Annotated in this window: 5 protein-coding genes; all 5 read left to right on the forward strand. The window is 52.8% G+C overall.

The features are described from left to right. The first annotated feature begins 140 nt into the window (after positions 1-140). Positions 141-3,806 (forward strand): BREX-1 system adenine-specific DNA-methyltransferase PglX, encoded by a 3,666-nt coding sequence (gene pglX, locus P0204_RS20195; RefSeq protein ID WP_276224238.1) that lies wholly within the window; start codon positions 141-143, stop codon positions 3,804-3,806. Positions 3,807-3,830: 24 nt separating this feature from the next. Beyond that, positions 3,831-4,370, forward strand: a complete 540-nt coding sequence (locus P0204_RS20200; protein ID WP_276224239.1) for a TATA-box-binding protein — start codon at positions 3,831-3,833, stop codon at positions 4,368-4,370. An 81-nt stretch (positions 4,371-4,451) separates the two neighbouring features. Continuing rightward, entirely contained in the window at positions 4,452-5,288 is an 837-nt protein-coding gene (locus P0204_RS20205) for a hypothetical protein (protein ID WP_276224241.1), read from the forward strand. Beyond that, positions 5,216-6,877: a PglZ domain-containing protein gene (locus P0204_RS20210; protein ID WP_276224243.1), complete on the forward strand. Its 1,662-nt coding sequence runs from the start codon at positions 5,216-5,218 to the stop codon at positions 6,875-6,877. The genes P0204_RS20205 and P0204_RS20210 overlap by 73 nt, the downstream gene beginning before the upstream one ends. A 123-nt stretch (positions 6,878-7,000) precedes the next feature. Continuing rightward, positions 7,001-9,028, forward strand: coding sequence for a protease Lon-related BREX system protein BrxL (gene brxL, locus P0204_RS20215; protein ID WP_276224245.1), 2,028 nt, complete (start codon positions 7,001-7,003; stop codon positions 9,026-9,028). Positions 9,029-9,051: the final 23 nt, after the last annotated feature.

The raw sequence follows: 9,051 nt of genomic DNA on the forward strand, positions 1-9,051 counted from the left end.
CGGTGACGGAACGAGCCCGTGACCCAATACTATAAGAGACGCCAACTGCTTGTCGGTGGTATGTCATCGCGGGCGGGAATCACGACACAGCGTACTGCCGTCCCGCCCGTTTCGTGGCAGTACGCGACCCTCTAATATCCATGTCCACGACACACGGTCAACCTGGTCTCTCGTCGGATCAACGCTCAACCATCCGAAGCACTATCATCAGCACACGCCACACGCTCGAAGACGAGCTTCGCCGCCAGCTCGAAAAGTACGGCATCTATGAGGACAAGAAACTTCCACAGGATCAGCTGACGCATCTCTCTGCCGAGGAACTCCACACCCGCGATAGAATAGACGCAGCCATCGAACGAGAACTCGAATCCACGGATGGAAACCTGGAACGGTCGATCACTAACTACGTCCGCGAAGCCACGAAGACCTATCTCAACCGATTCGTCGCGCTAAAAACCATCGAGGTTCGTGGTCTCGTCGAGGAGACCATCACTGAACGGCCGGAGTACGGCAACCGGTCGTACATGCACCACACCGTGGCCGAAATCGCTGGTGAACTCACCAACGCGCAAGACGACGGTTTTGGTGCCGCACTTGACCTGGCGTACCAGGAGATCGGTGCGGAGATTCGGATGATCTTCGAGGAATCCGAACACACCGCTATTGACCTCGATGCGCAGGTTCGAGAAGAGGTTCTCGACGAATTGGACGCAATTGACGACGAAGCCTGGGAGAGCGACGAAGCTCTGGGCTGGGTGTACCAGTATTTCGGTGAGGAGGAGCGTGAGGATATCGACGAACGCATCGACGAAGAGAATTACAAAGTCTCAGGTACCGATATAGCAACAAAGACCCAGCTTTTCACGCCACGTTATATTGTCGAATGGATGGTTGATAATTCTCTTGGGCGGACGTGGCTTGAAATGAAAGGGGAGCGGACGAATATCGACAGTGAGGAGAATTGCTTCTACCTTGCACCCCCCCAAGACTCACTAATTAACCGGGAAGAAAAGTCAGTTGAGGAAATTACGGTTCTTGACCCCGCCTGTGGCAGCGGTCATATGCTGTTTTATTCTTTTGACATCCTTTATCAAATGTATCTGGAGGAGGGGGAAGTCCCAGAGAAATACATACCGCGGGAAATTCTCAGAAACAACCTCTATGGTATCGATATCGATTCAGGGGCTGCGCAAATCGCCGCGCTCTCGCTTTATTTGAAGGCCAAAGAGCAATCACCAGAAGTTGCAATCCCACAGCTGAACATCGCTTCAGCCGACGCGGTACTTATTAACGGAGATAGGAAGCAGGAGGTACTTGAACGAACAGAGTCGGAGCTCGAAGAAGAAATACTAGAGCAACTCTGGCGAAGCTTCGATAACATCCGAGAGTTCGGCAGTCTCATCCGTATTGAGGATCGGATTGAATCGATTCTTGATGAGCACCGTGACTCAATTCAAGAATCAGGCCAGTCTCAATTCACGTCAGAGGGAGGGCTTGCGACTCAAAGCTCATTTGTTACTAGTGAAGGTGGCGAAGAAACGTGGGAAGAAGTAAAGAATCGACTCCTTGACTCAGTTAGGGAACTGGCGACTGAAGCTTTGGATCATAACGACCCCGTTGAGGAGATGTTTGCAGAAGAAGTGGAAAAGACAGTTGAATTAGTGGATCTACTCGTTGCGGACTACAGTGTTGTCGTCTCTAACCCCCCATATCTTGATAGCGGTAAAATGGGCGATGACCTGACTCAGTTCCTTAAGGACACTTACAAAAGCAGCAGGGATACCTATGCTGCATTCATTGAGCGGAACACAGAGTTTCTCGCCCCTGATGGACTAGCGTCTATGATCACCCCAGAGACATTTATGTTCAATTACAGCTTCCGGGGCCTTCGGCCAAAACTTCTAGAGAACTCGGAGTTCGTTGATGTCGTTCATCTTACTAACCGAGATGAAGCTTACATGAATGTCTGTACACTGATTTCTAACTCCAAGCACAACCGCCGGTCCCGTTTTATTCGTTTAATAGGAGCAGACGATAGGCCAGCAGCATTAAACAATACAATAACGGACCTTAGGGTAGGAGACAGTTCAGAGCGACAGTACTTCGCTAACCAGTCAGCATTCCTGGAAATTGATCGATCTCCATTTATCTATTGGTTTGGGAAAGAAGTCTTGGACCTATTCATTAAGTATGGGAATCTAAAAGATACTGCTGATGTCTTGAGGGGACTTGACACCGGAAATGACGACCGTTTTGTTCGGTATGACTGGGAAGTTGACCCGAACGATAATTCTTGGAACAGGTATGTAATGAGCGGCGAGGGAGAGCCATTCTTCGAAGCCTCAAATATGAAAGCATTGTGGGAAAATAACGGAGCAGAAATCAAATCAACCGATGATAGTATCGTCCCCAGCGAGGACAGATACTTTGATGAAGGAATGACATACCGAAGGTTTGGCGATCTTGTCGTTCGTCACCTCCCAGCTAATTGGATTCCGAGTGACGGGAGCCCATTTATTGGGCCACACGAGAATGACCGAATACTTCACATTCTTGGCTATCTCAATTCATCACTGGCGGAATTCGTTATTGAGGGTCTGAATCCGGGCCTGAACATTCAGATTGGTGACGTTGAACGTATCCCTATCGACACTAGTTGGCGGAACGATGAAATCGAACGTCTATCAGAAATTGCTATTGAAGTGCAGGAAGAACGGCAATCCTATTTAGAAACTGCTCCAGTTTATCACGGAGGTGAGAAGTTCAGAAGTGAGTCAATGAGTGAATATCTCTTCAAAGAAGATCTTCTTGATTCGGCTTTGCTGGTTATTCGGCATAAGATCTCAGAAGCAGTTTTCGACTATTACGAAATATCTAACGACACGAGAGAGCAAATTTACCAGGAGAGTGAACGAGTGATCGGAAAAGATTACGTACTGACGTCTGACCAGCCAGTTCCGGAGCTAGTCGATCAAATTGGTGTGGAGCCAACGGTCGTAACAGATGAAGAATATCAAAAACTTAGGGGGGCGTTTGAATCCTTCTCTGGTGATGATCTACAAGAAGCTTCAAAAGAACTCGGCGTCTCCCCATTTACGATTGCAGATCTTCGCCGTGAATCATATGATGAAGAGCGTAAAGAGATATATGCTGAGGATCAGCTTTCGTTTGCAATAGGACATGCGCTTGGTCACTGGAATACCTTCGACCAGCTTCCGGCACCCGATAGTGAAATTGTTCCAATTGGTGATAGTTATGAAGAGAATATCGGTTGGTATGTAGATGAAGTGGTTCAGCATTTAACGGGAGACGATGAATGGCGACCTCGATTTAATGACCATTTGGGGCGAGAGGTGGCTGACTGGATTCAGAATCGGTTCTTCCGATATCACCACTGCAAAGAATATCGTCGCCGAGGGCAGCGTATTCCGATTTATTGGCAAATCGAAAGCCCTGCTGAGGAGTTCAGTTGCTTCCTTTATTACCACGGAATAGATGAAAATACCCTTCCGAAGCTCCGAGGACAGTATCTTGATCCGCGGATCAACGAGCTCGAAAATGAACTCGAAACCTTAAACGCTCAGACAAACCGGGAAAATCCAGACAAAGATCTCCTGAATAGACAGGAGGAGGTCCAGACCGAACTTGATGATCTCGAACAATTCCGTGAAACCATAGATAAAATGATTGACGACGGCGTCACAGTTGACGTTGAGAAGGGTATTTGGGAGAACCTCAAGGAATGGGATCAGTACGAAGTCCTCGAAACTGGGCTTCCCAAACTGAAGTCCAGTTACTCTCGATGAGGTAAAGTCGGCCGTTTCTCCAATATGGATTTAGAGGTAGTTAACGCAGTAGGGTCGGGTGATTTGGGGATAGAGATTGATCTAAATCGACTAACAGCCGATTTCGAGGAAGTTGAGTTTGATCCAGATAAGTACCCAGGTGCCTATGTAAGGCTCGAAGATGTGGAGCCACTGATTACGGTTTATAGAACTGGAAAATATATTATTACAGGATCAACGTCCGAAGAGGAAGCCTACCACTGTAGAAGACGTTTCTTGGAACTTCTTTCTGACAGGGGAGTACTGGATACACCAGATGATAAATGGTTCTCTATGCAGAATTACGTATGTACAGGAGAATTAGACCAGGTTCAGAACCTAAACGCGCTCGCAATTGGTCTGGGATTAGAGTATACAGAGTATGAGCCTGAACAGTTCCCAGGTCTCGTTTTTCGGCCTGACGACCACCCAGTAGTGATATTGATATTTGCGTCCGGTAAAGTGGTCGTCACTGGAGCAAAGGACATTGATGCGGCAGAGGAGGCATTTCAGAGCTTAAAGGGAGATTTAGATGCTCTGGTGTAATGTGAATAAGGGATGGACACCAATCGAAGCACGAAAGACTACCCGAAACAACCTTCAGCCTATCGTAGGAAAGGAGTTTTAATGGGAGATCTCGCGGACAGCATTATCACGGAACTCCGGCAGAAGTTCGACCGACACCCGGTCTGGGTGTGGTACGACGCCCAGGAGAAGTACAAGGGCGTCCTCGACGAGGTCGAAGCTGCCCTCGACAACGTTACGCTCGCGCGCTACGATGGCAGCTACTTCGAACTGAAGCGCCGCCTCTACGAAGAAGACCCGAACTACGAGAAGAACTGGCTGTTCTACATCCCTGAATCAAGGAACGAGGCCGAGTGGTTCCGCGACATCCACGCACTCGGGCGACAGTACCGTGTAGGCCAGGACATCGACGACACGCCCGTGACGCAGTTCCTCGTCGAGCACGACGAGGAGATACCCGATGCCTACGAGGACTGGGGCCAGAACCGCGAGGTTCAGCGCCTGGCGTTCTTCTGTGTTCTCTTCGACACTGCTGGCCCGGAGACGGACGAGTGGGTACGGGCCTACCTCTCGAACCCGGAAGAGTATCGTGAGACAATTGAGGACAACGCGATGGCAGACGCCTGGGACGCCCAGCTCCGAGAGGAGTACGGTGTCACGGCGGGGCTCGACCCGAAAGAGCTGCGACTCAGCTTCTCTTCGGCGAGGTGGCCAGCCGAGCACCGACGTCCCGGTACGACGAACTCGCGGCGGACGATACCCGCGCAGCTGCGACGTTCTGTGACGAGTGGCAGCAGTACGCCCCTGCCGAGTTCCGGCGCTACGCCGAACGAATCGAGGAAGACTACGACCTTGCGGAGACCGTCGTGGAATCGGAACGCGCCCACTGGGACGCTACTGCGTTCAAAGGTATCGACATGGGCCTCATCCGGCTCGTGATGGAACGACTCGCCGAAGAGACGTACGCTGATCTCCCCGACATCGCCGCCGATCTCGAACAGACCGTCACGAGCCGCCAGAACAGCTTCTGGAGCAACGAGGACCTCGTCGATTGGTCCGTCCCTGCCCGGGCCATCGAAACCCTCCAGCAGATTGGAACCGTCGACGCGGACGAGGCGAAGACCCTCACGTCAGAAGAACTCGCCCAGGCCTACACGGGCGACGACGGCTGGTGGCAGATCGACGCGTCCTATCGGCGATATATCGATGCAACCCGGAAGACCACGTTCGTCTACCCGAAGGAACCGGTGGTGAAACGGCGGGTCACCAGACACTACATGTCCTTCCTCCAGGGCGTCAATCGCCCGCTCGCCGATATCCTGAGTGACGATCCGACGCTCGGAACCCCCCAGGCCTCGTTCTACGAGGAGTTCGCTGACTTGGATAACGGAACGGCGATCATCATCTGTGACGGCCTGCGCTACGAACTCGCCGAAGCGATCAAGGAGAATCTCGGCCGCCAGACCGACTTCGAACAGAACCTGAGCGCTGTCAGTGCAGCGCTGCCGTCGATTACCGAAGTTGGGATGGCAGCACACCTCCCCGGAGAACTCGGACTCTCTCTGGACGATGACGACCTCGTCGTGACCAGCGGTGGCGAGGAGATGAACGGCAAATCGGACCGCATTGAACGGCTCAGCAACGCGGGCTTCGAAGTCGTAGACATGGACGAGGTGAGCGACATCTCGCTGGAGCAGCTGACCGAGTCCGAGCCAGTTCCTCGCGTCGTCTACTCCGGGACGATAGACAAACTCGGTGAGAATCTCGACGACGACGAAGCGTTCAGCCAAGTCGCCTCGCACGTCGACGACGTCGAACGTACAGTCCAGCGACTCAAGCAAGCCGGATACACCCGATTCGTCATCACAAGCGATCACGGGTTCCTCTACACAGACCGACTATCTGACGATCTCAAGGTCGAATCCCCTGACCTCGCCTCCATCGTAAAGCGACGGTTCGCCGCTGCCGACAGCGATACTCCACTCGTCGATACGGACGAGTTCATCGAGATCGACCCCGATGCGCTTTCTGACCTCGGAATCGATGCCCCCGACCTGAAGTTGCTGTTCCCCCGAAGTGTCGCGTGCTTCAAGGCACAGGGTGGGAACATGCGCTACTTCCACGGCGGGATTTCTCTCCAAGAGCTGCTTGTCCCGTGTCTCACCGTAACGACCGAAGGAATCGAGGAAAGCGCGTCGATCACTTACGACGTTTCCATCCCCGATCCGATCACGAACTCCATTGTCCCTGTGGAAATCGAGGCCAAAAGCGGTCAAGTTGCCTTCGACCCAGCACCGACTCTGGAAGTTCGTGCGAACATCGACGGTGAGCCCGTTGCAGACCCTGCTTCGATGGAGATCTCGCCGGGAACCAATACCACCAGAGTCAGGCTCAAACAAGGCGCGATCTCCGGAGAGGACACGGTCCAATTCGAGGTCATAGATACGGACACCAGAGAGACGATAAGCAAGCAGACGGTGAATCTCGATCTGCTCTTCGGGGATGACGATATGGGATTCGACGTCTAACCACTGCCCGTTCTCAACGATTTGTGCCGGTCGGCCCGAGAGTAGATTCGAAGCAGTCGTCGATAATGGATTGGCCCAGTTTTACCGACACCAATATGCCCCCGGCTCTGTTCCTCCTTTACAATGACTACTGAGGACGTCGACCAGAAAGCACTCGACGTCTTTCCCGGACGCGTCGTCCGGAAGGATCTCGTTCAGGACATCAAATCTGGCGCGAACGTACCCACCTACGTTCTGGAGTACCTTATCGGGCAGTACTGCGCCACGGATGATGAGGAATCACTTGAGGAGGGACTCGAAAAGGTCAAAGAGATTCTGTCGAAGCACTTCGTCAGGCCTGACGAAGCCGAATTCGTAAAAAGCGAAGTGCGCGAACGAGGGCGCTACCGGGTCATCGACAAGGTGAACGTCCGACTCGACGAGCAACAGGATGCCTACATCGGATCGTTCGTGAATCTCGGCCTGAGCGATGTGGAGATCAACGAGCATCTCGTCAGTAAACATCCCAAGCTCCTCGGCGGCGGTGTGTGGGCTATCATCGACCTGGAATACCTCCCCGATAACGCAAACAGTCCGAAGAGCCTGTTCGGAATCGACTCGTTCAAACCGATTCAGGTTTCGAATCTCGACCTCGACCAGCTGAAGGACCGTCGCCGTGAATTCACGCGCGACGAATGGCTTGACCTCCTGCTCCAAAGCATTGGATACGATCCTTCCGCATTTTCGGAGCGCGAGAAGTTCCTCTTCCTCACTCGATGTATTCCGCTCGTTGAGTCGAACTACAACTATGTCGAGCTGGGTCCCCGTGGAACCGGGAAGAGCTACCTGTATCGGGAGATTAGCCCGCACTCCATCCTCATCTCCGGCGGTAAGACGACCGTTGCAAAGCTCTTCCTGAATCTCAACACCGGTCGGATTGGCCTCGTCGGCCGCTGGGACGTCGTCGCCTTCGACGAAGTCGGTGGGCTCCAGTTCAGCGACTCCGAAGCAGTCCAGATGCTCAAGGACTACATGGAGTCCGGGAGCTTCTCCCGCGGAACTGAAGAGCTCACTGCACAGGCTTCGATGGTCTACGTCGGAAACATCGACCTCGACGTCGAAGGCGTTCTCAAGAGCTCCCATCTCTTTGAACCGTTCCCCGAGGATATGCAGGATCTCGCCCTTATCGACCGCTTCCACTACTATCTTCCCGGATGGGAAGTTCCGAAGATGCGCTCCGAGTTCTTCGGTGACCAGTTCGGATTTATCGTGGACTACTTCGCCGAATTCGTGCGCGAACTCCGAAAGGAATCCTACAGCGACGTGATCAACGAGGAGTTTGCATTCGGCGATCACCTGAACCAACGAGACGAAAGGGCTGTCCGGAAAACCGTCTCTGGTCTGCTCAAATTACTTCACCCGCATGGGGAGTACACCAAGGAAGAACTCCGCGAATACCTGGAATTCGCAATGGAGGGCCGGAGAAGGGTGAAGGAGCAACTGAAGCGGATGGGAGGAATGGAATATCGAGCAGTGGAGTTCTCGTACCTCGATCTTGAGACGAAAGAGGAAATCTACGTGCCGGTTCCGGAGGAGGCCGATGAGACACTCATTCCCCCAGGAACACAGCAACCTGGGACGGTTTACACAATCGGGAACAGCGAGGGTCGCCACGCACCATTCCGAATTGAAACACAGGCACTCCCAGGATCAGGTAAGACGAATATCTCGGGGACTCCGGGAAGTGACATGAAAGAATCGTTCGAAACGGCGTGCGATTATCTCCAGGCAAATATGCGAGAACTCCGCCGCGATGAGACGCTGGAAGAGTACAACATTAATGTTCAAGTGCTCAATCCCTCCGACGCAAACGAGGGCGGCGAGACGAGTGTCGGCTTGCTTGTAGGGATTGTTTCAGGTATTCTTGGCCGGCCTGTCCGCTCTCAGGCAGTTGTTCTGGGTGCTATGAGTTTGATGGGGGAGTTGGTCGCCGTGAGTTCTCTGGTCGACAAGCTACAATTAGCAGCAGATTCCGGGGCTAAGACAGTGTTACTGCCAGCCAAAAACAAGGAGGATATGGCGAAGATACCGGACGAGCTTCTCGATCAGCTTCAGCTTGTCTTCTACACAGATCCACTTGACGCCGCTAGCAAGGCGATTCAGATAGACTGAACGCGGCAAGAGACCTCCGAGCC

The sequence above is a fragment of the Haloarcula halophila genome, from assembly GCF_029278565.1.
In the GTDB taxonomy this organism is placed as follows: Archaea; Halobacteriota; Halobacteria; order Halobacteriales; family Haloarculaceae; genus Haloarcula; species Haloarcula halophila.